At 65.6% G+C, this 23,965-nt stretch carries 25 protein-coding genes; 16 read left to right on the top strand and 9 right to left on the bottom strand.

All coding sequences use genetic code 11. The features are described from left to right. Positions 1-108 precede the first annotated feature (108 nt). From hpf to QOL68_RS16700, 6 genes are read right to left on the bottom strand one after another with little or no spacing between them, the layout of a single operon-like run. Positions 109-687, bottom strand: coding sequence for a ribosome hibernation-promoting factor, HPF/YfiA family (gene hpf, locus QOL68_RS16725; RefSeq protein WP_282950172.1), 579 nt, complete (start codon positions 685-687; stop codon positions 109-111). 42 nt (positions 688-729) lie between these two features. Next, positions 730-1,431 (bottom strand): DNA polymerase III subunit epsilon, encoded by a 702-nt coding sequence (gene dnaQ / locus QOL68_RS16720; RefSeq protein WP_058454330.1) that lies wholly within the window; start codon positions 1,429-1,431, stop codon positions 730-732. Between the two features lie 19 nt (positions 1,432-1,450). Further along, positions 1,451-2,074 carry a dephospho-CoA kinase gene (gene coaE / locus QOL68_RS16715; RefSeq protein ID WP_204993528.1) on the bottom strand — a complete coding sequence of 208 codons (624 nt, stop codon included), beginning with the start codon at positions 2,072-2,074 and terminating at the stop codon, positions 1,451-1,453. Further along, positions 2,071-2,913 carry a shikimate dehydrogenase gene (gene aroE, locus QOL68_RS16710; protein WP_282950171.1) on the bottom strand — a complete coding sequence of 281 codons (843 nt, stop codon included), beginning with the start codon at positions 2,911-2,913 and terminating at the stop codon, positions 2,071-2,073. The genes coaE and aroE overlap by 4 nt, the downstream gene beginning before the upstream one ends. Then, on the bottom strand, positions 2,880-3,500 hold the full coding sequence (locus tag QOL68_RS16705) for a Maf family protein (RefSeq protein ID WP_204993529.1): 621 nt from the start codon (positions 3,498-3,500) through the stop codon (positions 2,880-2,882). Before QOL68_RS16705 ends, aroE begins: the two co-directional genes overlap by 34 nt. Then, entirely contained in the window at positions 3,497-4,309 is an 813-nt protein-coding gene (locus tag QOL68_RS16700; protein WP_204993530.1) for a pyruvate, water dikinase regulatory protein, read from the bottom strand. The genes QOL68_RS16705 and QOL68_RS16700 overlap by 4 nt, the downstream gene beginning before the upstream one ends. A 373-nt stretch (positions 4,310-4,682) precedes the next feature. On the opposite strand from QOL68_RS16700, the gene hemE reads away from it, so the two are divergent. The 6 genes from hemE (at position 4,683) to QOL68_RS16670 (ending at position 9,127) form a co-directional block, all read left to right on the top strand. Continuing rightward, entirely contained in the window at positions 4,683-5,708 is a 1,026-nt protein-coding gene (hemE, locus tag QOL68_RS16695) for a uroporphyrinogen decarboxylase (protein WP_282950170.1), read from the top strand. Between the two features lie 39 nt (positions 5,709-5,747). Next, the gene (locus QOL68_RS16690; protein ID WP_231729044.1) at positions 5,748-6,167 is read left to right on the top strand and encodes a CopD family protein; all 420 of its coding nucleotides are present in this window, start codon (positions 5,748-5,750) and stop codon (positions 6,165-6,167) included. Positions 6,168-6,380: 213 nt separating this feature from the next. Next, positions 6,381-7,637, top strand: coding sequence for a transcription termination factor Rho (gene rho / locus QOL68_RS16685; protein ID WP_058454326.1), 1,257 nt, complete (start codon positions 6,381-6,383; stop codon positions 7,635-7,637). A gap of 9 nt (positions 7,638-7,646) precedes the next feature. Beyond that, on the top strand, positions 7,647-7,940 hold the full coding sequence (locus QOL68_RS16680) for an antibiotic biosynthesis monooxygenase family protein (RefSeq protein ID WP_058454325.1): 294 nt from the start codon (positions 7,647-7,649) through the stop codon (positions 7,938-7,940). Beyond that, complete coding sequence (locus tag QOL68_RS16675; protein ID WP_204993533.1) at positions 7,937-8,662, top strand: TerC family protein; 726 nt, start codon at positions 7,937-7,939, stop codon at positions 8,660-8,662. The genes QOL68_RS16680 and QOL68_RS16675 overlap by 4 nt, the downstream gene beginning before the upstream one ends. Positions 8,663-8,740: 78 nt before the next feature. Continuing rightward, positions 8,741-9,127, top strand: a complete 387-nt coding sequence (locus tag QOL68_RS16670) for a DUF1489 family protein (protein WP_282950169.1) — start codon at positions 8,741-8,743, stop codon at positions 9,125-9,127. On the opposite strand, the gene QOL68_RS16665 is transcribed toward QOL68_RS16670, so the two are convergent. From QOL68_RS16665 to QOL68_RS16655, 3 genes are read right to left on the bottom strand one after another with little or no spacing between them, the layout of a single operon-like run. Continuing rightward, on the bottom strand, positions 9,124-10,701 hold the full coding sequence (locus QOL68_RS16665) for an FMN-binding glutamate synthase family protein (protein WP_282950168.1): 1,578 nt from the start codon (positions 10,699-10,701) through the stop codon (positions 9,124-9,126). The two genes, QOL68_RS16670 and QOL68_RS16665, sit on opposite strands and share 4 nt — an antisense overlap. Before the next feature lie 15 nt (positions 10,702-10,716). Next, positions 10,717-11,076: a nuclear transport factor 2 family protein gene (locus tag QOL68_RS16660; RefSeq protein WP_282950265.1), complete on the bottom strand. Its 360-nt coding sequence runs from the start codon at positions 11,074-11,076 to the stop codon at positions 10,717-10,719. A 35-nt stretch (positions 11,077-11,111) separates the two neighbouring features. After that, a complete protein-coding gene (locus tag QOL68_RS16655; protein ID WP_282950167.1) occupies positions 11,112-11,810 on the bottom strand; it encodes a dienelactone hydrolase family protein in 699 nt (232 codons plus the stop codon). A 97-nt stretch (positions 11,811-11,907) separates the two neighbouring features. Between QOL68_RS16655 and QOL68_RS16650 the strand changes: the two genes are divergently transcribed. The 10 genes from QOL68_RS16650 to QOL68_RS16605 all read left to right on the top strand — a co-directional run bounded on the left by QOL68_RS16650 (position 11,908) and on the right by QOL68_RS16605 (position 23,464). Beyond that, positions 11,908-12,195, top strand: a complete 288-nt coding sequence (locus QOL68_RS16650) for a DUF6489 family protein (RefSeq protein WP_204993536.1) — start codon at positions 11,908-11,910, stop codon at positions 12,193-12,195. A gap of 23 nt (positions 12,196-12,218) precedes the next feature. Beyond that, complete coding sequence (gene mnmE, locus QOL68_RS16645; RefSeq protein WP_282950264.1) at positions 12,219-13,523, top strand: tRNA uridine-5-carboxymethylaminomethyl(34) synthesis GTPase MnmE; 1,305 nt, start codon at positions 12,219-12,221, stop codon at positions 13,521-13,523. 303 nt (positions 13,524-13,826) lie between these two features. Then, on the top strand, positions 13,827-15,698 hold the full coding sequence (gene mnmG, locus QOL68_RS16640) for a tRNA uridine-5-carboxymethylaminomethyl(34) synthesis enzyme MnmG (protein ID WP_282950166.1): 1,872 nt from the start codon (positions 13,827-13,829) through the stop codon (positions 15,696-15,698). Positions 15,699-15,765: 67 nt separating this feature from the next. Further along, complete coding sequence (locus tag QOL68_RS16635) at positions 15,766-16,092, top strand: hypothetical protein (RefSeq protein ID WP_282950165.1); 327 nt, start codon at positions 15,766-15,768, stop codon at positions 16,090-16,092. 304 nt (positions 16,093-16,396) lie between these two features. After that, on the top strand, positions 16,397-17,056 hold the full coding sequence (gene rsmG / locus QOL68_RS16630) for a 16S rRNA (guanine(527)-N(7))-methyltransferase RsmG (RefSeq protein WP_282950164.1): 660 nt from the start codon (positions 16,397-16,399) through the stop codon (positions 17,054-17,056). After that, a complete protein-coding gene (locus QOL68_RS16625; protein WP_058454320.1) occupies positions 17,053-17,835 on the top strand; it encodes a ParA family protein in 783 nt (260 codons plus the stop codon). Before rsmG ends, QOL68_RS16625 begins: the two co-directional genes overlap by 4 nt. Further along, complete coding sequence (locus tag QOL68_RS16620) at positions 17,836-18,789, top strand: ParB/RepB/Spo0J family partition protein (protein WP_282950163.1); 954 nt, start codon at positions 17,836-17,838, stop codon at positions 18,787-18,789. A 295-nt stretch (positions 18,790-19,084) separates the two neighbouring features. Beyond that, positions 19,085-19,579 carry a DUF4402 domain-containing protein gene (locus tag QOL68_RS16615; RefSeq protein WP_058454318.1) on the top strand — a complete coding sequence of 165 codons (495 nt, stop codon included), beginning with the start codon at positions 19,085-19,087 and terminating at the stop codon, positions 19,577-19,579. A gap of 234 nt (positions 19,580-19,813) precedes the next feature. After that, positions 19,814-20,650 carry a fimbrial biogenesis chaperone gene (locus QOL68_RS16610; RefSeq protein ID WP_282950162.1) on the top strand — a complete coding sequence of 279 codons (837 nt, stop codon included), beginning with the start codon at positions 19,814-19,816 and terminating at the stop codon, positions 20,648-20,650. Between the two features lie 33 nt (positions 20,651-20,683). After that, on the top strand, positions 20,684-23,464 hold the full coding sequence (locus QOL68_RS16605; protein ID WP_282950161.1) for a carboxypeptidase-like regulatory domain-containing protein: 2,781 nt from the start codon (positions 20,684-20,686) through the stop codon (positions 23,462-23,464). Positions 23,465-23,965: the final 501 nt, after the last annotated feature.

The raw sequence follows: 23,965 nt of genomic DNA, 5'->3' as shown, positions 1-23,965 counted from the left end.
CGGATCCGTCGTGGCAGGCCCCCGCCATCCCAGCATCGGGCATCGTTGGGCGCGGCCCTTAGGCCGGATGGCGAAGAAAATCCAGTCCTTTGTCCCGCTGCTATCGTCCTAGCGGGGTTCGACCCAGCCGATCGTGCCATCCTCGCGCCGGTACACCATGTTGTGCAAGCCGGTCTTGCTGTTGACGAAGAGCAAGGCGTTGGTGTTGCGGAGGTCGAGCATCATCACCGCGTCGGACACGCTGCTGGTCGGAATGTCGACGCGCGTTTCGGCGATGATCGCGGGCGCGTCGCCCGCATCCTCTTCCTCGGTCCCGGTGTCGAAAACGGTGTAGCTGGCGTTGTCCTCGATCTCGTCGAGCGAGGCGGCCAGGGTGGCGCCCGCGGCGCTGTTGCGATCCTTAAGCCGGCGCATATAGCGTCTGAGCTGCTTTTCGATGCGCTCGGCCGCGCCCTCGAACGCGACATGCGCGTCCTGCGCCTGGCCGTGCCCCTTGAGCACCAGCCCCTGCATCACATGCGCGACGATGTCGCACTGAAAACTGTCGTGCGGCCCTTTTCCGAAGGTCGCGTGCGCCCCGATCGCCCGCGAGAAATATTTGTCGGCAATCGCGTTCATCCGGTCCGACACATGCGCCTGCAGCGCTTCGCCGGTTTCGATCTGGTGGCCAGAGACGCGGATTTCCATTTTTCTTCTCCTTCCAGGGTCGCGCGAGCGGCGGGGAGGCCGCTACGGGCTATCGTGCCACAAAGGTTGGTTGAGTGCGGCGACGAACTCGGTGTGGCGCGCCAGCTCTGCGGCCGTGGCACCATGCGGGCGGGGTTCGCGGAACGCGCGCGCGGGAGCCGCCGCGCGAACCGGGGCGGCGGCGAGCGAACGCCCTACGTCTACCGATTGCGCCGCAAGGCCCAGGCCGATCTGCCGGCCGCCGGTCATTTCGATGTAGAGGTGCGCGAGAAGCTCAGCGTCGAGCAACGCGCCATGCTTGATACGGTGGCTGCGGTCGATGCCGTAGCGCGTGCAGAGCGCGTCGAGGCTGTGCTTCGCGCCCGGATGCAGCTTGCGCGCCATCTGCACCGTGCAACGCATCCGGTTCATGTCGAGCGCGGGACGTCCCGCGAGCATCAACTCGGCGTTGACGAAGCCGAAGTCGAAGGCGGCATTGTGCGCCACCATCGGCGCATCCCCCAGAAACTCCATCAGCTCGTCGACCCGAGTCGCGAAAAGCGGCTTGTCCGACAGGAACTGGATCGACAGGCCGTGCACGGCTTCGGCGGCAGCGGGCATGTCGCGCTCGGGATTGAAATAGGCGTGGAAGGTGACGCCCGTTTCGCGTCGGTCGATCAATTCGACGCACCCGATTTCGACCAGCCTGTCCCCGGTTTTGGGATCGAGCCCCGTGGTTTCGGTATCGAATATTATCTCACGCATCGAGGCGTCAATCTGGACCCTATCGCGCGCGGAAACAAGAGGCGATGGCGCGAATCTGGCGGCGTGTATAGCTTTTCGGACGCCCCGTTTCGATGACGAAATCAGCACGCGCGCGCTTGACGCGGTCGGGCACCTGCAGGTGGCGAATCGCCTTCAGCTTGGCGCGCGTCATCCCGGGGCGCCGCATCACGCGCTTCGTCTGCATCCACACCGGCGCCGAGACGACGGCGATGGCGCCGACGCGGCGCCAGCCGCCCTTTTCGAAAAGCAGCGGGATGTCGAGGATGACGACGTCGCGCGCGCGGTGGCGCATCAGGAATCGATGTTGCGCCTTCGCCACCGCAGGGTGGACGATCGCTTCGAGCGCAGCGAGTTCGTGGGTGTTGCCAAGGACATGTGCGCCGAGTTTTTGCCGGTCGACGCCGTGTGGACCGGTGGTGCCGGGAAAGCGCGCCTCGATCGCCGCGACCAGCGCCCCGCCCGGGCCCTGCAGCCGATGCACCTCGGCATCGGCGTCGAACACCGGTACGCCCTCGCGCTCGAACATCCTGGCCGCGGTCGACTTGCCCATCCCGATCGACCCGGTGAGCCCGAGGATGAACGGACGGCGAAGCCGCGCACCGAGATGGCTTTGGAACCTCATGTTGTAAGCAGCGACCGCAGTTCGTCATCGCGGCCTTCGGGCGGCGATCGGCCGAAAAACAGTTCGAAGGCCAGCGCGGCCTGGCCGACCAGCATGTCGAGCCCGTCGACGGTGTCGAGTCCGCGCGCCTCGGCGGCCTTGAGGAGACCGGTCCGAAGCGGGGCATAGACGAGATCATAGACGATCGCGTCTTCGGGAAGGGGGGACAGGTCGAGATCGAGCGGCGGCTGGCCGGTCATGCCGAGGCTGCTGCTGTTCACCAGCAGCGACACCGGCGGCAGCGCGGCATCGAGCCCGACGACCTCGCCCTTGAGCCCGAAGGTGGCAAGCAGGCCCATCGCCTTGAGCGGCGACCGATTGAGAATCGTGACATGAGCGACGCCCGCCCGCGCAAGCGCGAACAGCACCGCACGCGCTGCGCCCCCGGCGCCGACCACCGCCACAGCGGCGCCGTCGAGGTCGAGCTCGGCGAGCGGGGCATAGAATCCCGCGGCATCGGTGTTGGTGCCGATCAGCGCGCCGTCCGGCTGCCGCACGACGGTGTTCATCGCGCCGATCGTCCCGCGGATATCGCCGGGATCGTCCACCACATCCATCACCGCGACCTTGTGCGGGATGGTGACGTTGCAGCCGCGCCAGTAGGGATCGGCCTTGCGATCGGCGATATAGGCTTCGAGCGCTTCGGGTTTCACATGCGCGCGGCGATAGTCGCCGTCGATGCCAAGCGCGTCGAGCCAGAAACCATGGATGAGCGGCGATTTCGAATGGGCGATCGGATCGCCGATCACTTCGGCATAAGGCTTGCTCATTGCGGCGCCAATCCGGTCGCGCGCAGCCATGCCATCAACGGAAGCATTGGCATGCCGATGATGGTCCAAGGGTCGCCTTCGACCCGGTCGAATAATTGCACGCCTGCCCCCTCGATCTCGTAGCATCCGACGGTCCAGCGGATGCTGTCCCAGTTTTTCGCCACGTAGTCGGCGATGAAGGCGTCGGACAAGGGACGCATCCAGAGCTTGGCTTCGCCGATCGCGCGCCACACCGGCGCCCCGTCGCGCGCGGCGACCGCCGCGCTGAAAAGCCGGTGGCGCGTACCCGCCATGCGACGCAGATGATCGGCCGCCTCGTCGGGGCTTTCCGGTTTCGACAGCATCGACCCATCGTCGAGTGCGAGCGTCGAATCGGCGCCGATCACAGTGACGCGGGGAAGTCGCGAGGAAATCTTCACCGCCTTCGCCTCGGCGAGCGCGTCGGCGATATTGCGCGGCGTCTGGCCGGCGTCGAGCAGCGATGCGGTGAGTGCCTCCTCGTCCACATGCGCAGCGCTGGTTTCGAATGTCAGCCCGGCGGCGCGGAACATCGCGGCGCGGCCGCTGCTTTGCGAAGCGAGGAGCAGGCTTGTCCTGAGCGAAGTCGAAGGGGTCATGCGGCGCTACGATCCTCGACGAGCTTGATCACCGCCGCTGCGGTTTCCTCGATCGAGCGGCGCGTCACGTCAATCACCGGCCAGCCGTTATCGGCGAACATGCGGCGCGCGTAAGCAAGCTCGGCCTTCACCCGCTCGTCGTCGACATAGGAGGTTTCGGGCGCCTGATTGAGTGAAAGCAGCCGGTTGCGACGCACCTGCACAAGGCGGTCGAGACCGGTGGTGAGTCCGACAACGAGCGGCTTCCTGAGATTGTAAAGCGCATCGGGCGGCGGCGATTCGGGAACGATCGGAATGTTCGCGGTCTTGAAACCGCGGTTCGCGAGATAGATGCTCGTCGGTGTCTTCGAAGTCCGCGACACGCCGGCGAGGACGATATCGGCCTGCTCCCAATTCTCCCATCCGATCCCGTCGTCGTGCGCGACCGTGAACTGGATTGCTTCGACCCGCGCGAAATAGGCGGCGTCGAGCTGGTGTTGGCGCCCCGGCCGCGCCTTGGCCTGTTGCCCCAGCATCCGCGACAGCGCGTCGGTCACCGCATCGAGCGCCGGAACCGTCGGCAGGTTGAGCGCCGCCGCGCGTCGTTCGAGGCTCGCACGCAGCTCGCCGTTCACGAGAGTGAATAGGATCATGCCGGGGCTCGCCTGCACTTCACTGATGATCCGGTCGAGATGCGATTCCGAGCGCACCATAGGCCAGAAATGGCGCACAACCTCGACGTCGTCGAACTGCGCAATCGCCGCCTTGGCGATGTTTTCGAGCGTCTCGCCCGTGGAATCGGATATGAGGTGCAGATGGAGCCGGCCCATGCGGCATCCTTTCGCGGCGACGGCGCAAAAGGCAAGCAAAGCCTTTGCGCGCCAGATAGCTCGGATCTACCCCGAAAGGCTGAAACTACCCCCTGTGGATAGTTTGCCGAATAAGTGCCGGGACAAGATCGGCAGGCAGAATTCATCCCCGACGCCGCCGATTCCGCTCCACCGCTTGTGCACAAGGGATGAATCTTATCCACAGGCTGTGAATTAGGGGGAGAGGGCAGAACGACTCCGCGACGGAACGCGCAACATGGGGAGTCAATATGTTGGCAAAAGGGACGCTGCGGCCTAAAGCCGCGCTGTTCGCCGACCAACAATCCACCACAATCATTTTTATATATTTATTGAGAAGAGAAAGAGGGGCCGTGTGAGGGCGTCGTCGAAGAGCTTGCTGGCAACGCTGCGCGGGGTGCGGCAGGAAAAGCCCGCGATGTGGTTGATGCGCCAGGCGGGGCGCTATCTTCCCGAATATCGCGCGCTCAGGGAAACCAAGGGCGGGTTCCTCGAGCTTTGCTATGACAGCGAGGCGGCGGCCGAAGTCACGCTGCAACCGATCCGGCGGTTCGGTTTCGACGGCGCGATCCTCTTCTCAGACATTCTCGTCGTCCCGCACGCGCTGGGCCAGAAGCTATGGTTTGAGGCAGGCGAGGGGCCGCGGCTCGCGCCGCCGCTCGTCGACAGCGCGTTGGCGTCGCTCGAGGCGATGCCGCAGCGGCTCGATCCGGTCTATGGTACCGTCGCGCGCGTCGCGGCGTCGCTGCCGGCCGAAACGACTTTCCTCGGCTTTGCGGGCAGCCCATGGACGGTTGCGACTTATATGGTTGCCGGGCAGGGGTCGAAGGATCAGGCGCAGGCGCGGCGGATGGCGTTCGGCGATCCCGAGGCGTTCGGCGCGATCATCGACGCGATCGTCGACCTGTCGGTCACCTATCTTTCGGGCCAGATCGAGAATGGCGTCGAAGCCGTCCAGCTTTTCGACAGCTGGGCGGGGAGTCTCAGCCCCGCGCAGTTCGAACGCTGGGTGATCGCCCCCAATGCCGAGATCGTCCGCCGATTGAAGGCGCTGCATCCCGACACGCCGGTGATCGGCTTTCCGAAAGGGGCCGGGGGCAAGCTTCCAGACTATGCGAACGAGGTCGGCGCCGATGCCATCGGTCTCGACGAGACGGTCGATCCGGTGTGGGCCGACAAGGCGCTGCCGGCGCATCTGCCGGTGCAAGGCAACCTCGACCCGCTGGCGCTCGTGGCGGGTGGTGAAGCGCTCGATACGGCGATCGACCGCATCCTTGCGGCCTTCCCCGATCGTCCCCATATCTTCAATCTCGGTCATGGCATCGTCCCCGACACGCCGATCGCTCATGTCGAGCATCTGATCCGGCGCGTCCGTGGATAGGCGGGACTTATGGAACTGGCAGGATTCTTGGGGGTGACGATGCTTTGGGTCAAAGCCGCGCACGTCATTTTCGTGATCTTTTTCATGGCCGGCCTGTTCATGATGCCGCGTTTCTTCGTCTATCACCACCAGTGCCCCGTGGGGTCGGATGAGGACAGGAAGTGGATCGAGCGCGAGGATCGCCTGCGCAAGATTATCCTGAATCCGTCGATCCTGTTCGTCTGGATCTTCGGGCTGATGCTCGCGTTCAACGGCGATTATTGGCACGAGGGCTGGTTCATTGCCAAATTCCTGACCGTTGTCGCGCTGTCCGGCTACCATGGCTGGATGATCGGCTATTTCAAGAAGCTGGCGAAGGGCGAGCGCCCGCTGACCGAAAGGCAACTGCGGATGCTCAACGAAGTTCCCGGCATCGCCGCGGCGCTCGTCGTCATCCTGGTGATCGTTCGTCCCTTTTGAGGCTTCGGCCCATTTGAGGTTTCGGATCGGCCCAGCCGCGATTGACTTGGCTGGCGGCCGGTTATAGGGGCCGATCAACCCCGTTTTTCAGCGGGCGGCGCCTCGATACGCCGATCTATCGATAACGGTCGTCCCACGGCCGGATAGGCACCAGCCGGTGCGACGAATTTTTTGTCCAAATTTCTTACTGAATTTCTACCCGGAATCTATCCCATGCACCTCAAAGAACTCAAAACAAAAGCGCCCGCCCAACTCGTCGAAATGGCAGAGGAATTGGGTGTCGAGGGCGCATCGACCTTGCGCAAGCAGGACCTGATGTTCTCGATCCTGAAGGAACTCGCCGAAGAGGGCGAGGAAATCATTGGGTCGGGCACGATCGAGGTTCTCCCGGACTCGTTCGGCTTCCTGCGCTCGTCGGAGGCCAATTATCTGGCCGGCCCCGATGATATCTATGTCTCGCCTAATCAGGTCCGCAAATATGGCCTGCGCACCGGCGACACCGTCGAGGGCGAGATCCGCGCGCCGCGCGACGGCGAGCGCTATTTTGCGCTGACGAAGCTCATCAAGGTCAATTTCGACGATCCCGAGGCGGTGCGTCACCGGGTCAATTTCGACAATTTGACCCCGCTTTATCCGAACCAGAAGCTGTCGCTCGACACCGTCGATCCGACCGTCAAGGACAAGTCGGCACGGGTGATCGACCTCGTCAGCCCGCAGGGCAAGGGCCAGCGCGCGCTGATCGTCGCGCCGCCGCGCACGGGTAAGACGGTGCTGCTCCAGAATATCGCCAAGGCGATCACAGACAACCACCCAGAGGTTTACCTCATCGTCCTCCTCGTCGACGAACGTCCCGAGGAAGTCACCGACATGCAGCGCAGCGTGAAGGGCGAGGTCGTATCCTCGACCTTCGACGAACCCGCGACGCGCCACGTCCAGGTTGCCGAAATGGTGATCGAAAAGGCGAAGCGCCTGGTCGAGCACAAGAAGGACGTCGTGATCCTGCTCGATTCGATCACACGCCTCGGTCGCGCATACAACACCGTGGTACCCTCGTCGGGCAAGGTGCTGACCGGCGGTGTCGACGCCAACGCGCTCCAGCGTCCGAAGCGCTTCTTCGGCGCCGCGCGCAACATCGAGGAAGGCGGTTCGCTGTCGATCATCGCGACCGCGCTGATCGATACCGGCAGCCGCATGGATGAAGTCATCTTCGAAGAATTCAAGGGCACGGGTAACTCGGAAATCGTGCTCGACCGCAAGGTCGCCGACAAGCGCATCTTCCCGTCGCTCGACGTCGGCAAGTCGGGCACCCGCAAGGAAGAACTGCTCGTCGAGAAGGACAAGCTCAGCAAGATGTGGGTGCTTCGCCGTATCCTCATGCAGATGGGGACGGTCGACGCGATGGAATTCCTGCTCGACAAGATCAAGGATTCCAAGACCAACGAAGATTTCTTCGACAGCATGAACCAGTAAGCCGACAAAATGGCCGTCATCGAACACGCCTTGCTTCCCGTTCGTGCGGGAAGCGAAGCCGGGTTCGAGGCGGCCTTTGCCGAGGCGCGGCCACTGATCGAGGCTTCGCCGGGATTTATCTCGATCGAAATTCGCCGCCCGACAGGAACCGGACAGCCTTATCTGCTTTTGGCAGAATGGAGGTCGATTGCGGATCATCGGGACGGGTTCCGGCAATCGGACCGCTACCAGCAATGGCGGACGTTGCTGCATCGCTTTTATGACCCTATGCCAGAGGTCAGCTATTTCGGAGAGCCACTGTGATCCTGGAAATCTTGACCCATGCCGGCGCAGCGGCGAGCGGCTTTGGCGGCCCCGGCGATATCTGGGCCGCGATAGTCAAGGATTTCTCCAACATCACATCGCCAGCGGCTTTCTCGGCGTTTCTCCAGGTGCTGATGATCGACATCGTACTCGCGGGCGACAATGCGATCGTCGTCGGGGCGCTCGCCGCGGGGCTTCCCGCCGACCAGCGCAAGAAGGTGATCCTGATCGGCGTGCTCGCGGCGCTGGTGCTCCGTATCGCCTTCGCGCTCGTCGTGACGCAGCTCATGCAGATCGTCGGCCTGATCTTCGTCGGCGGACTTCTGTTGATCTGGGTCGCGTGGAAGATGTGGCGCGAGCTGCGCGAAGGTGCGCATTCGGCAGGTTCGCCCGAGATCGAGGGTGACGAGCATTCGGGGCTCAAGCCTGCCAAGAGCTTTGCCGCCGCCGCGTGGGCGGTCGCGGTTGCCGATGTGTCGATGAGCCTCGACAATGTCCTTGCGGTTGCCGGAGCGGCGCGCGAGCATCCGGGGATCCTGATCGTCGGGCTGATCTTCGCGGTCGCGCTGATGGGCCTCGCAGCGAATGTCATCGCCAAATATATCGAGCGCTATCGCTGGATTGCCTACATCGGGCTCGCCGTGATCCTCTATGTCGCCGTAAAGATGATCTACGAGGGCTGGATCGATCCCGGCGTTGGGATCGGAACGCTGTTCGGCTAGAAAAGGAAAAGCCAGTCCTTCGCGGGGCTGGCTTTTTTCCTATCGGCTCCCCATTTGACGCTCATGCCCCCGCTTCACATGACCCGCGTCGCCGTCGGCTGCGCCGACTATCCGGCGCTTCAGGCGCGGATCGCAAACTATGCACAAGGCGGCGAAATTCGTTTCACGACGCGGTTCAAACCCAAGCGCGCCGACGAACTGATCGGCGGCAAGCTCCACTTTATCGTGAAGCACACGCTGGTCGGGCGGGTCGAGATATTGCGGTTCGACGATCGCGATGACGGGCGCATCGATATCGTCTGCGCCGCCCAACTGGAACGCGTGCATCCGCAACCGAAGCGTGCGCATCAGGGCTGGCGCTATCTGACCGATGCAGACGCGCCGAAGGGTGTCGATGACGCGAGCGGGCTTGGTGAACTGCCGCCCGAATTGTATCGCGAACTCGCTGAACTCAGCCTTATCTAGAGGGCGGCGCGAAAGCTGTTGGGGCGCGCCATTGCCCAGTAACGCGCACCCGATACCGAGTCCGGATCGTCGAGCAGCACGCCGCGATCATAGAATTTATAGATACGATCGATCGAATCCGAGCGAGCCGAATTGAGCCGTTCGTGCAGGTGATGCGGCCGGATCTGCCAGGGGCTGTCGAGCCCCATCGCGCAGCTGATGTCCCAGAGCGCCGACACTGTGGCGGCCTGAAAGCGGCGAACCCGTTCGGCCTTGTCCTCGACCACGAGCCCCCGTTGGCGGCCGGGATCCTGTGTCGCGACGCCCGTCGGGCATTTGTCGGTGTGGCACTTGAGCGACTGGACGCATCCCAATGTGAACATGAAGGCGCGCGCGGCATTCGACCAATCGGCGCCAAGCGCGCAGTTCATCGCAAGCCCTGCGCCCGAGTGGACCTTCCCCGACGCCGCCAGCTTCACCTCCTCCTTGAGCCCGCAGCCGACGAGCGCGTTGCGCACGAAAATGAGGCCTTCGCGCAGCGGCATGCCAAGGCTGTTCGAAAACTCGATCGGGGCAGCGCCCGTGCCGCCTTCGGCCCCGTCGACGACGATATAATCGAGGCGGATGCCGGTCTCGATCATTGCCTTCATGACGGCATAAACTTCATGCGGCTGGCCGACGCAGAGTTTGATCCCGACGGGCTTCCCGTCCGACAATTCGCGCAGTTTCGCGGCCCATTCGACCAGTTCGATCGGTGTCGCAAAGGCGGAATGGGTGGCGGGCGAAACGCAATCATGGCCTTTGGGGACGCCGCGGGTTGCAGCAATCTCGGCACTGACCTTCGCGCCGGGAAGAACACCGCCGTGCCCCGGCTTCGCGCCCTGGCTCAGCTTGATCTCGATCATCTTTATCTGATTATCGGTTGCGCGATCGCGAAAGCGATCGGGATCGAAGCGACCGGTATCGTCGCGGCAGCCGAAATAGCCGCTGCCAAGCTCCCAGACAATGTCGCCGCCGTGGATGCGATGGTAGGGGCTGAAGCCGCCTTCGCCGGTATCGTGATAAAAGCCGCCGAGCTTCGCACCCCGATTGAGCGCCTCGATCGCGTTCGCGCCGAGCGATCCGAAGCTCATCGCCGAAATATTGAGCAAGGCGGCGTTGTAAGGCTGCGAACATTGCGTGCTGCCGACCTTCACCCGCTGCGCCCGATCGGCTTGCGGCGTCGGTGCCATGCTGTGGCTCATCCACTCATATTCGTCCGAATAGACGTCAAGCTCGGTGCCGAACGGATGACTGTCGAGCTCACCCTTGGCGCGCGCGTAGACGATGTCGCGTTCGGTACGTGCAAAGGGGCGGCCGTCGAGCGGCCCTTCGACAACATACGAATAGAGAAACGGGCGCAGCTCCTCGAACAGCCAGCGGATGCGCGCGATCAGCGGGAAGTTGCGGCGGAGGCTGTGGTGACGCTGGGTGCTGTCGTTAATGGCGACCAGCAGCAGCGGGATCCACAACAGTAGCGTCCAGCGCGCTGGCGCCCACCAGCTTACCAGTGCGATCGCGACGATCAGGATCGGATAGGCGATCAGCCGGAGCATCGCTTGCGAGCCGGACTAGCTTGCCTGCGCCGCGAGCATGGCCGCCATCTTCTCCCACACCTTGTTGATTGCCTTGAGCGGACGAACCATTACCTTGAAATCTTGAATTTTTCCTTCGTCGTTCCAGCGGATGATGTCGACACCGTTGATCTGGATGCCGTCTAGTTCGCTTTGGAATTCGAGCATCGCCTGGTCGCCGTCGACGATCTCGCGCAGATAGCGGAAATCATCGCCGCCAAGGACGTGGCTTGCAGCGTGGAGATAAGCGAAGACCTTGTCGCGGCCCTCCTGCGGCGTGTGGACCACGGGCGAGTGGAACACCGCATCCTCCGCAAGCAGGTCGCGTAGCGCCTGCGGATCGCCGCCGCCCGCCATATAGGCGTGCCAGGCGGCGAGACCGGGGTGGCGGCTCACGCGAGATGCTCGGCGAAGAAAGCGCGGGTACGGCTGTCGGCGAGTTGCGCACCAGCCTCGTCGCGGCGGTTGCCGCTCGTTGCGGCGAACCCGTGGTCGAGCCCTTCGTAGTCGTGGAGCGTGACCTTGGGGTTCGGATCGAGGCCTTCGTGCATCTTCGCCTGTGCTTCGGGCCCGACGAGATGGTCGGCGGTCGGCACATGGAGCATCAGCGGGTGCGCGATCGCGTGGCTTTCGTTCAGCATCTGGTCGATCATGACGCCATAATAGCCGACCGAGGCGTTGATGTCGGTGCGCGCCGCGGTCATGTAGGCGAGGCGGCCGCCGAGGCAGAAGCCCACACACCCCACTTTGTTTGCGCCTTGCGCATGGAGCCAGCGGATCGCGGCTTCGATATCCTTCACGCCGAGGTCGGCATCATATTGGCCGAAATAGCCGAACGCTTCCTGAAGCTCGGCCTCGACATCGGGATCGAGTTCGACGCCGGGGGCGAAGCGCCAGAAAAGGTCGGGGGCGATCGCGAGATAGCCCTCAGCCGCCCAATCGTCGCACTTCTCGCGGATGCCGGCATTCACCCCGAAGATTTCGGGAATGACGATGATCGCCCGCGACGAATCGGCGTCGGGGCGCGCGACATAGGCTGGGATATTGCCTTCGCCGTCGAGTGCGGGGATGGTGATGTTCGTCGCGGACATGGGGAAGCTCCTGACTCTTGCCAATTGGGAGGGAAAGCGCGAAGCTAGCCGCCGTCAGGGCGCGGCTCAAGCGCCGAAAGGGGCGAAAGGCACGGCGATGAAATTCAATATCGAGATCGATTGCACGCCGGAGGAAGCGCGGCGGCTGTTCGGGCTTCCCGACCTTGAGCCGCTGCACGATATCTACCTGAGCCGCGTGAAGGAGTTGATGGCCAAGGGAATAACCCCCGATGTGGTGCAGCAAATGGTCAAGACGTGGGTGCCGATGGGCGGCAGCGGGCTTGAACTCGTCCAGTCGCTGCTCGGCCAGTTCGGCGGTGGGCTGATGGGCGGATCGTCGAAATCGAACGACGACGACAAGGGCTCCAAGGGGCGCAAGAGCTGAGCCAGGATGCAGCGAGTGACACGATTTTCGCGTTGTCGAGCGGGATGCCGCCGGCAGCGATCGGCGTCGTGCGGATCAGCGGATCGCGGGCGGGGGAAGCGCTGACCGCGCTCGCCGGGCGGTTGCCCGAGCCGCGGCGGGCTTCGCTGGCGTCGCTGAGCGACGCGGCGGGTGCACCGCTCGATCGGGCGCTGGTCCTGTGGTTTCCGGGGCCGGCGACGGCGACGGGCGAGGATCTTGCCGAGCTGCATCTTCACGGCGGCCGCGCGGTGGTCGCCGCGGTAGAGGCGGCTTTGGCGGCGTTGCCGGGGCTGCGCCATGCAGCGCCGGGTGAGTTCACCCGGCGGGCTTTCCTGAACGGCCGGATCGATCTGGCGGAGGCCGAGGGGCTCGCGGACCTGCTTGCGGCGGAGACCGAGAGCCAGCGGGTGCAGGCGCTGGGGGTGGCGAGCGGGCATGTGTCGCGTGCGGTTGCGGGGTGGCAGGATCGGCTGCTTGCGCTGATGGCGGGGGCGGAGGCCGAGCTCAATTTTGCCGATGAGGATGATGTCGAAGTTTACGAAGGTGCCGCGCAGCGGTTGGTGGCGGGGATGGCTGTTTTGGGCGCCGAGCTGGGGGAATGGCTGGCTCGGCCGGCGGCGGAGGTGATTGCGGAGGGGCTTTCGGTGGTGATCGCGGGGCCGCCAAACGCTGGAAAATCCACTTTGATCAATGCCTTGGCTCAGCGTGAACTGGCGATCGTGTCGCCGGTCGAGGGGACGACGCGCGATGTGATCGAGACGCCGCTCGCGCTCGACGGGATTGCGATGCGCTTTTCGGACACGGCGGGGCTTCGCGCCGAGGGCGCCGACGCGATCGAGGCGATCGGGATCGACCGGGCGAAGGCGGCGGTCGAAGCCGCGGACATATTGCTGTGGCTGGGGCCGCCGAAAGACGTCCCCGAGCATCCGCGCGCGATCCTGATCGCGGCGCAGGCCGATCGCTGGCGCGGCGACGCGGCGGCCGAGGCCGAGGCCGCGCGATGCGATCTGACGCTGTCGGCAGCGACGGGCGAGGGGATGGACAGGCTCCACGCCCATATCGTCGAGACGGCGCGGACCTTGCTGCCGCGCGAGGGCGAGGCGGCGCTGCGCCAGCGGCAGCGCGCGGCGCTTGCCGAAGCAAAACAATGGCTTACGATTGAATCGGGCACGCGCGAGGCCGGCGATCTGATCCTGATCGCCGAGCGGCTGCGGCTCGCGGCGACGGCGCTCGACCGGATCACGGGGCGGGCGGGGGTCGAGGACATGCTCGATGCCTTGTTCGGGCGTTTCTGTATCGGGAAATGATGTTCCACGTGGAACAGATTATTCCGCAGGGCTGCGCATAAGCGCGAATTTCTCACACAAAGACACAAAGATGGCGCGTTTGTCCGCGGCCCGACGCGCCATCTTTGTGTCTTTGTGCCTTTGTGTGAGATCATATTGGCACCCACCATAAGGGCACAGATACAACGGCCGGGCGCACAGCGTTCTCACGCAAAGGCGCGAAGGCGCGAAGAAGACGGTAGTCCTCTTGCCTGTGCGGGTGACTCTTTGGCGTTGAGCGTGGATGGATTCGGGCGGTTGTTTCGGCTATGCGCGGCCGCAATCATGAACTCTGAAGCAATTTTCGATGTCATCGTCGTTGGCGGAGGTCACGCCGGGACCGAGGCCGCCGCCGCCGCGGCGCGGCTTGGTGCGCGCGTTGCGCTCGTCAGTTTCGATCCGGCGCTGATCGGCACGATGTCGTGCAACCCGGCGATCGGCGGGCTCGGCAAGGGCCATCTGATGCGCGAGGTCGACGCGCTCGATGGCTGGATGGCACGCGCCGCCGACCGCGCGGCGATCCATTACCGGATGCTCAATGCCTCGAAGGGGGCGGCGGTCCAGGGGCCGCGCATCCAGGCCGACCGCAAACTCTATCGCGATGCAATCCAGGCGCTGCTTGCAGCCGAAGACCAAATCACCGTGATCGCGGGCGAGGCGGCAGCGCTCAAGTTGTCGGCGGATGGCGCGCGCGTCGAAGGGCTCGAACTCGGTGAGGGCTCGGCGCTGACTGCCGGAGCGGTTGTGCTCGCGACGGGCACTTTCCTTGGAGGCAAGCTTTTCCGTGGCGAAGAGCGGATGGAGGGCGGACGCATCGGCGAAGCGGGGGCGCATAAACTCGCCCAGCAGCTTCGTGCTGCCGATCTGCCGATGGCGCGGCTCAAGACGGGGACGCCACCGCGGCTCGACGGGCGGACGATCGACTGGGCGCGGCTCGAGGAGCAGCCGTCGGACAGCGTCGAGGGCGCCGACTGGACCTGTTCCACGTGGAACAGTGCGCGGACGGTGCCGCAGATTTTCTGCGCGATCACGCGCACGAACGCCGAGGCCCATGCGATCATCGCGGCGAATCTCGACCGCTCGCCGCTGTTCACGGGCGCGATCGGCGCGGCGGGGCCGCGCTATTGCCCGTCGATCGAGGACAAGATCCACCGCTTCGCCGACCGCGACGGGCATCAGGTGTTTCTCGAACCCGAAGGGCTCGATTCCAACCTCGTCTATCCCAACGGCATTTCGACCTCGCTGCCCGCCGATGTTCAGCTCGCGATGCTGCGGACGATGGAAGGGCTCGAGGCGGTGGAAATGACCGTGCCGGGCTATGCGGTCGAATATGATCATATCGACCCGCGCGCGCTCGACCGCACCTTGCAGGTGCGCGCGATCGCCGGGCTCTATTGCGCGGGGCAGATCAACGGCACGACGGGTTATGAGGAGGCGGCGGCGCAGGGGCTGGTCGCGGGGGCGAATGCGGCGCTCGCGGTGCAAGGGCGCGCGCCGCTGATCCTCGACCGCAGCGAATCCTATATCGGGGTGATGGTCGACGATCTGGTGCTGCAGGGGGTGACCGAGCCCTATCGTATGCTCACCGCGCGCGCCGAGTACCGGCTGCGATTGCGCGCCGACAATGCCGCGACGCGGCTGACCCCGAAAGGCATCGCGATCGGGCTCGTCCGGCCCGCGACCGCCGCGCTGTTCGACGCGCGGCAGGCGGAACGGAAGAGGGCAGCGGCGCTGCTCGACGCCCCCGTCGCGAGCGCCGACTATGCCCTGATCGGGATGGCGATTCCCGGCGACGGGGCGCAGCGCACGCGTGTCGAACTGCTCCGCTTTCCCGAGGTGAGCATCGCCACGCTCCGGGCGCTCGCGCCGGAGCTGGAAGGCATCGACGACGGGATATTGTCCGAACTCGCCGAGGATGCGCATTATGCGCCCTATATCGCGCGGCAGGAGGCCGAGCTCCGCTCGCTCGCGGCGAATGAGGCGATCATTCTCGACCCCGCGCTCGACTATGGCGCGATCGGCGGGCTGTCGCGCGAGATGGTCGAACGGCTGAGCAAGGCACGGCCCGAAACGCTGGGGCAGGCGGCACGGATCGACGGGGTGACGCCGGCGGCGCTGACCGCGATCCTGGTGCATAGTCGGCGGCGGGCGGCCTGAGGGAGCGGCTCACAAGATTGGCATGTTTTGGGGTGGCGAGCGGACGTGGCCGTGCTAGCCTTCACAGATGTCTGCAAAACGTTATCTGTCCGGCCTGATCGAAGTTGATGATCATGAGTATCACTGGGTTATCAAGCGGGAACCGCAGTGGTGCACATCCGACGGCTGGCGCGGCATGGTCGTCAGCCTTCATCGAGCGAATGCGCCGCGCGAAGCATTATTGGAATTTCCAATGCCGTCGGCCCGACGTTCCGCCCTGCAACCTCAATTGCGGCGTCCCCAAGTCAATGAAGCGATTATCGCGAATGGAATCCGAGCCGCTCTGGCAGCGGGATGGGAACCGACTGGCCGAGGAAAGCCGGCAGTTTTTGAAGTCGATGCCAACGGTAACTAACGGTCGTTTGCAGTCGTAATGTTGCACCCCGGCGAAAGCGGGGGCCCATGAAGCAAGCGCAGCGCTCGTTGTCTGGATCCCGGCTTTCGCCGGGAATCACCAAGGCCGCAATCGGTCGCTTTCCGACGTTGCGGTGGAGCCGGTCGGTGGGGTGGGCTATTTTCTTCTTCCACGGGGACACGAAGATGTCGCGGTGGCAAACTTCCACCTTTGTGTCTTTGTGCGAGGCTTTTAAAATCGCACGCAAAGGCGCAAAGGCGCGAAGAGGACGAAACCCGCTTCGCGGGAAAAGTGAAAGAGCAACGTGGCCGACGCCGAAATACTGGACGATGAAGGCGCTGCGCGCGACTGGCTGGCGCGGGCGTTTGCGCCGAGTGCGGAGCAATGGGCGGGGCTCGAGCGCTTTGCGGCGATGCTGGTCGCCGAGAATGAGCAGCAGAATCTGATCGCGGCGTCGACGATTCCGATCCTGTGGGTCCGGCATATCGCCGACAGCGCGCAACTGCTGGCGCTCGATGCAGGGGGCGAAGGACTTTGGATCGACCTGGGCAGCGGGCCCGGATTGCCGGGGCTGGTCGTCGCGATCCTGAGCGAACGGCCGATGCTGCTCGTCGAATCGCGCAAGCGGCGGTGCGATTTTCTGCGTGCGGTTGTCGCTGACCTTGGTCTTGCGCATGTCGAGATTGCCGAGGCGCCGCTCGAGCGGGTCGAGACGCGCCGCGCGGGCACGATCAGCGCGCGGGCTTTCGCGCCGCTCGACAGGCTGATCGACTTATCCGCGCGTTTTTCCACCGAATCGACGCGCTGGCTGCTGCCAAAGGGGCGAAATGCGGTAAAGGAACTGGCGTCGCTGCCGCAGACATGGCAGAATCTGTTTCACGTGGAACATAGCCGCACCGACGCCGATAGCCGCATCCTGGTGGGCCAGGGGCGCATCGCGCCGAAAAAGCGAGGAAAAGCATGATTCGTATCGCTGTGGCGAACCAGAAGGGCGGGGTCGGCAAGACGACGACGGCGATCAATCTGGCGACCGCGCTCGCGGCGACCGGGTGGCGCACGCTGATCATCGACCTCGATCCGCAGGGCAATGCATCGACCGGGCTGGGAATCACGCAGGCGCAGCGCGAGCTGTCGAGTTATGACCTGCTCCGCGCCGAGGCGACGGTTGCCGAATGCGCGGTGCATACCGCGGTACCGCGGCTCGACATCGTGCCGGCGACGGTCGACCTGTCGGGCGCCGAGATCGAGCTGATCGAATTCGCCGACCGGCTCCACCGGCTCGAACAGGCGCTGACCGGCGCCGAGGCGGGGCAGTGGGATATCTGCCTGATCGACTGCCCGCCCTCGCTCGGCATGCTGACGCTCAATGCGCTGATCGCCGCCGAATCGCTGATCGTGCCGCTGCAGTGCGAATTCTTCGCGCTCGAGGGCCTCAGCCAGCTGCTCACCACCGTCGAGCGCGTGCGCGGGCGTTTCAACCAGAAATTGTCGATCCTCGGCGTCGCGCTGACGATGTTCGACCGCCGCAACCGGCTGACCGACCAGGTCTCCGACGACGTGCGCGAAGTGCTGGGCCCGGTGGTGTTCCAGACCGTCATCCCGCGCAACGTCCGCCTGTCCGAAGCGCCGAGCCACGGCCTGCCCGCGCTGATCTATGACCATCGCTGCGCGGGGTCGGCGGCCTATATCGCGCTCGCCCGCGAGCTGATCGATCGCTTGCCCAACGTTCGCAAGGCAGCATAAATGTCTGAAAACGAAAAAGAAACTGGCGCGTCGGCGCCGCGCAAGCGCCCGTCGGGGCTGGGGCGCGGGCTGAATGCGCTGTTCGGCGATGCCGCGGTCGAGGCGCCGGTGCTGGCGACCCCGGGCGCCGCCGCGAAGGCCGCGCCGGTCGCCGCGGGCGATTCGGTTCAGCATGTATCGGTCGGCTCGATCCGTCCGCTGCCGAACCAGCCGCGGCGCCATTTCGACGAGGCGGCGATCGTCGAACTCGCCGATTCGATCAGCGCGCGCGGGCTGCTGCAGCCGATCATCGTGCGTCAGGCGCCCGATGGGCAGGGATATCAGCTCGTTGCGGGCGAGCGGCGCTGGCGCGCGGCGCAGCGCACGGGGTTGCACCAGATCCCGGCGCTCGTCCGCGATCTCGACGATGCCGCGACCTACGAGATCGCGCTGGTCGAGAATATCCAGCGGCAGGACCTGAACGCGATCGAAGAGGCGGGCGCCTATCGCCGGTTGATCGACGATTTCGGGCACAGCCAGGAAGCGCTCGCGAAACTGGTCGGCAAGTCGCGGAGCCATGTCGCGAACCTGATGCGCCTGCTCGACCTGCCGCAGGGCGTGCAGGCGCTGGTGAGCGACGGATCGCTGTCGATGGGGCATGCGCGCGCGCTGATCGGCGCCGACGATGCCGAGGCGATCGCGCGCAAGGTGGTGAAGGAAGGCCTGTCGGTGCGCGCGGTCGAGGCGCTGATCCGCGCCGACAGGGGCGGCGGGCGCAAGGCGGCGGTCGAGCCCGCGGCCGGGTCGGGGCGCGACCCCGATATCATGGCGGTCGAACGCCATCTGTCCGAGCTGCTGGGGATCGGCGTCGCGATCCAATATGCCGGCGGGGGGAAGGGCGCGCTGACGCTGAAATTCGCGTCGCTCGACCAGCTCGACATGATCTGCCAGCGGCTGAGCGGCGAATCGATCTGATTCGCGCGCAGACGGTCGAGCCGGACTCGGCCGGTTTTTGTTCGCCGCTTCCCTTAATTTGTCCCGGCGCGGGCCGTTAATAGCGCACAGGCGGTCCCCACGACTTGCCGATCTGTGGCCCAAGGCCTTGTTTTTGCTCGCTTGCATCCTGCAACGCGGGCCAAATCTCTATGTGCTGTTAACCATGGTTGTTGGGCAAAGCCTGAACGGGTGGCGCGTTAGACGGACCCTCGAATGGGGTGGGATTTCCATTCGAGTTTTCGACTGCACGTCATAGTTCAAGGGACCAAATCATATGCGCACCACTGAAATGAAGCGCGCCCTCGTCGGCGCCGCGATTGCTGCCCTCGCTTTCAACGCTTCGGCGGCGCAGGCGGCGACCACCACGGCGACGGCGAAGGCGCGTATCCTCGCGCCGCTCACCATCGCCAACACCAGCGACCTCGATTTCGGGACGATCGTCAGCGGCACCGGCGCGTCGACCGTCGCGGTGTCGTCGGCGGGCGCGGTCAGCTGCGGCACCGGCCTGACCTGCCTCGGCACGACCTCGGCGGCGAATTTCAACCTCGGCGGCACGAGCGGCGCCAATGTGACGATCAGCGTGCCGGGTTCGGTGAACCTGACCTCGGGCGCGAACAGCATGACCGCGACGCTCGCTTCGTCGGCGAGCAGCCTGACGCTCGGCGCGAGCGGCGGCAGCTTCCAGGTCGGCGGCACGCTGAGCGTTGGCGCCAACCAGGCGGCGGGCAGCTATACGGGCACGTTCACCGTCACCGCCAACTATCAGTAAGATAACCGAACGGTGGGGGGACGGCGGGCTTCGGCTCGCCGGCCGAGATCGGCCGCCGGGGTACCAGCCCCCGGCGGCCTTTTCTTATGCGCCGTACGGCGGCGGCACCGGCCCGCTCCCGAATCCTCAACCACCTGCCATGGTTAGCGAAATATCAACCATGATGGCGCAACAGGGACGCGACCAACCAAAGGGGTGACGGCCGTCGCCCGAACGATTGTGGGGATCGTGTCTATGTTGCGTATGTTCCGGGCCATCGGCCTGTTCGCTGCGGCTGCGCTTGGCGTGGCCGCGTCGCCTGCATCTGCCGCGGGCGATCTGCTCGTCGCGCCGACGCGCGTGATCCTCGACGGATCGCGCGGCACCGAGGTGGTGCTCAACAATATAGGCAGCGAGCCGGCGACCTATCGCATCAGTCTCGAGATCAAGCGGATGACCGCCGCCGGCGGGCTCGACGAGATCGCCGAGGCCGACGTCAATGCCACCGAGCGCGCGGCGCTCGACATCATCAGCTTCAATCCGCGGCGCGTCCGGCTGCTCCCGAACCAGCCGCAGGTGATCCGCGTCGGCGCGCGGCTTCCCGAGGGATTGCCGCCGGGCGAATATCGCGCCCACATGCTGTTTCGCGCGGTTCCCGATGCGGCGGCCGAGGCCGCACCCGCGCCCGAGACCGCGAGGGCGAGCAGCGGCGGGGTGTCGATCGCGCTCACGCCGATCTATGGCATCACCATTCCGGTGATCGTGCGCGTCGGCGACCTCGATGCCGCAGCGAAGATCGGCGACGCGCGGGTGGCCGAGACGCGCGACGGGCCGGCGTTCGAGTTCGATCTGGCGCGGACGGGCAGCCGCTCGGTCTATGGCGATATCGAGGTGACGCGGCCGGGGGCGAGCGAACCGCTGCTGCTCGCGCGCGGGATCGCGGTCTATCCCGAGATCGGGTCGCGGACCGTCTCGCTGCGCGTGCCGCCCGAAGTCGCGGCGGCGCTGAAAGGTCCGGTGCGAATCCGCTACAGCGAGGACCGCGAGGTCGGGGGCGCGACGATCGACCAGGCCGATCGGGTGGTGAAATAGCGCGAGGGCCGGGCGGAGCCCGCGGGGCGGACGATGATCCGCGCGGCGATCCTGCGATGGATACCGGTGCTGGCCGCCGGGCTGGCGCTGGCGGGGCTCGTCCCCTCCGGCGCGCACGCCGTCGATAAGGAGGCTGTTTTCGCCGCGTGGAGCCCGAACGAGGACGACAGCTGGCTGTTCGACCTGCGGTCGGGCCAATACCGGCTCGGCGACGGGGTGCGCGGATATCAGACGCCGCAGGGGATTTGCGTCGACCTGGCCGACATGGTGCTCGCGCTCGACCTGCCGGTGCGCGTCGACCGGAAGTTGCGCCGCGCAACCGGCTGGGTGTTCGACGAGCGGCGCTCGCTGACGATCGACAGAGAGGCGGGCGAGGTGCGCGTGGGGAGCGCGCGCTATCCGCTGGCCGCGACGACGATCCGCGACACCGCGGCGGGGTGGTGCGTCGACCTCGATGCGCTGTCGAAATGGCTGGGCGTGCCGGTCGCCGCCGATCTGTCGAACGCGGTGCTGCGGATCGAGACGAAGGAAAAGCTGCCCTTCCAGCTCGCCGCCGAACGCCGTGCGCGCGCGGCGGGGCTGCGGCCGCAGGCGAGTTTCGACCTGGCGAGCCTGCCGCAAGCGACGCGGCCGTACCAGATGTGGGCGACGCCCTCGGTCGATGTCGTCGCCTCGGCGGGGGTGGTGTCGGACAAGCGAGCGGGCGGCGGTGCCTACACGCAGGCGCGTTACGAGATTTTCGCGGCGGGTGAGATCGCCAGGCACAGCTTCGACGCGCGGCTGTCGTCGGACGAGAAGGGCGAGCCCGACAGCCTGCGGCTACGGCTCTATCGCACCGATCCCGAAGGGCGGCTGCTCGGGCCGCTCAAGGCGACGCATTATGGCGTCGGCGATGTCAGCCTGCTGTCGACGGGGCTCGTCGCGCAAAATGTACCGGGACGCGGCGCGGTGCTGACCAACCGGCCCGTCGAGCGCCCCGACAGCTTCGACAAGACGAGCTTTCGCGGCGACCTGCCCGCGGGCTGGGACGCCGAACTCTATCGCAACGGGCAATTGCTGGCTTTCACGACGCCCGACGGCAACGGCCGCTACGAATTTCTCGACGTGCCGCTGCAATATGGATCGAACCGCTTCGAGATCGTCCTGTACGGGCCGCAGGGGCAGGTCCGGCGCGAAATCGGGCAGTTGCAGGTCGGGATCGATTCGATTCCGCCGCAGCAGAGCTGGTACTGGGCCGGGATCGCGGAAGAGGACACCGACCTGATCGAGTTCCGGCGCCACGGCGGTGCGTTCCGGCGCGGGTGGCGCGGCACGATGGGGATCGAGCGCGGGCTCGACACGCGCACCTCGATCGCCGCCTATGCCCACAGCCTGATGATCGAGAATGTCCGCCGCACCTACGGCGAACTCGCGCTGCGCCGCGCGATCGGCCCGTCGCTGCTCGAAGTTGCGGGGGCGCACGCCGACGACGGCGGGAGTGCGCTGCGCGCGAGCTGGCTCGCCGCCTTCGGCGACACCAATATCCGCGCCGACGCGATGCGCGGCTGGGGCGGCTTCGTGTCGGACCGGCTCGCGAACAACGTCACCGGCATCTACCAGATCTCGGTCGAACAGGCGGTGAAGCTGGGGCGCACCGTGCTGCCGCTGCAATTCGAACTCGGCCAGATCGACCGGGCGTCGGGCGTTTCGAGCCTCACCGCGTCGGGCCGCGCATCGGCGAGCTTCCGCGCGCTGACCTTTACCGGCCAGCTCGACTGGAGCCGCACGCGGACGCCTGGTGGCCCCGACCCGCCCGACAATCTGACCGCGACGCTGCTCGCCAATGCCCGGATCGGACGCGTCCGCCTGCGCGGCGAGGCGCGTTTCGCGCTGTCCGGGCAGGAGGCCGACACGCGCATGACCGCGATCGCCGAATGGACGGGGAAGCGCGACGCCGAATGGCGCGCCGAACTCGGCTATGACAAGGGGCTCGACCGCGTGCGCGTTGGTGCAGGTTATTCGCGCCGTTTCAAACAGTTGCAGCTTTCGGGCTTTGGCGAGATCGCGAGCGACGGATCGGTCGCGGCGTCGCTGTCGCTCGCCTTCAGCTTCGGACCGCGTCCGAGCGGCAGTGATGGAGGCCGTGGCGGATGGCGCGTGTCGAGCGAGAAGCTCGGCGGCCGCGGCCAGGTGATGGCCGACGTCTGGATGGACGATAATGGCGATGGCGTTCGCCAGCCGGGCGAAGCCGCGCTCGGCGACGTGCCGCTGACCGCGGGCGGTCATTTTATCGCCGCGTCGACCAACAAGGCCGGCCGCGCGATGGTCGACGGGCTCGAACCCTTCCGCCCGGTGATGATCGGGATCGATGCGGGGAGCCTGCCCGACCCCTATGTCCAACCCGCCGTCCCCGGCGTCGTCGTGACACCGCGGCCGGGGGTGGCGACGCGCGTCGCGCTGCCGATGACCGCCGCGGGCGAAATCGAGGGCGTGCTGGTGCGCGAGGGCGGCAATCCCGTCGAAGGCCTGACGCTCGAGCTGGTCGATGCCGAAGGGCGCGTGCGCGCGACGACCGCGACCGAATTCGACGGCTATTTCCTGTTCGAAAGCGTCGCTTACGGGCGTTACACGGTTCGCATCGCGAAGGCCTCGGCCAGTGCGCTGCGGCTCGATCCGGCGTTCGTCATCGGCGCTGCGCCGAACAAGGCGAGTCCGCGCGTTCGGCTGGGGACGCTGGCACTGAAACCATTGCGGCGCGAAGCTGCGACAACCGTCGCCGTGGAAGAAGAGGCGAACCGCGCGCGCGGGCCGCCGGGCGCGAGCGGCGTACCGTAAAGCCCGGAGCGGATGGGAACGGGCGGGTTTGGGGTCGTTTCCAGACCGTCCCCTATTTCCGTTCGTGTCGAGCGAAGTCGAGACACCCATCGAAGCAGCGCCTGGACCGAGGGGCATCTCGACTTCGCTCGATGCGAACGGGGTCGGTTAGGGCCGCAATCGGTCGGTAGCCGTCATAAGCTTCCGATCGACGACAAATGACGGGATAGGGGTGGCGAGCGGTCACAGCCCGTCACCCCTCGTCACCCCGGACTTGATCCGGGGTCCAGAAGGCGAGGGTGGCCATGGATCCCGGATCAAGTCCGGGATGACGGAGAAGGAATGTCTGAATTGGGGTGGGAAGCGGGCAGGCAGCTTCCGGTCACGCGACCGGAAATGCGGCCGTCGTTGGCAGTCTATTGCGCGGCGATCAGTCACTCACTTTGATCTGGGGAGCGATGGATGCAATGCAGGAATCATATTCAGACCTGCGAACAGACCCCCTTTTCATCAGAGAATTAG

The sequence above is a fragment of the Sphingopyxis sp. Geo25 genome (assembly GCF_949769135.1).
GTDB lineage: Bacteria > Pseudomonadota > Alphaproteobacteria > Sphingomonadales > Sphingomonadaceae > Sphingopyxis.
This window is presented reverse-complemented; position numbering and strand designations above follow the sequence as displayed.